Origin of the sequence: Sedimentibacter sp. B4, from assembly GCF_000309315.1 — a bacterium.
GTDB classification, from domain to species: domain Bacteria; phylum Bacillota; class Clostridia; order Tissierellales; family Sedimentibacteraceae; genus Sedimentibacter; species Sedimentibacter saalensis.
Map to the genome: position 1 here is coordinate 1 of NZ_CANG01000670.1, position 207 is coordinate 207.

General features: G+C 66.7%; 1 protein-coding gene. It reads right to left on the reverse strand.

From position 1 onward, the window contains the following. Positions 1–207: hypothetical protein (locus BN358_RS12665; RefSeq protein ID WP_157593496.1), on the reverse strand; the 207-nt coding region annotated here is incomplete at both ends.

A 207-nucleotide genomic window follows, 5' to 3' on the forward strand; every position in this document is an offset into this window, starting at 1 on the left:
GCCGGGCTGCGCCCACTGCACCCAGACCGTGGCCGCGCCCACCGGGATCAGCAGCCAGGTGATCAGCCGAAGGATCTTGTTGATGCCGCTCTGCAGCTCGGACTTCACCAGCGAGAACTTGCTCGCTTCGATGGTGAGCTTTGCCGCGTAGGAGTCGTGGCCCACTCGCGTCGCACGGAACGCGCCGACTCCGGCCACCACGAAGCT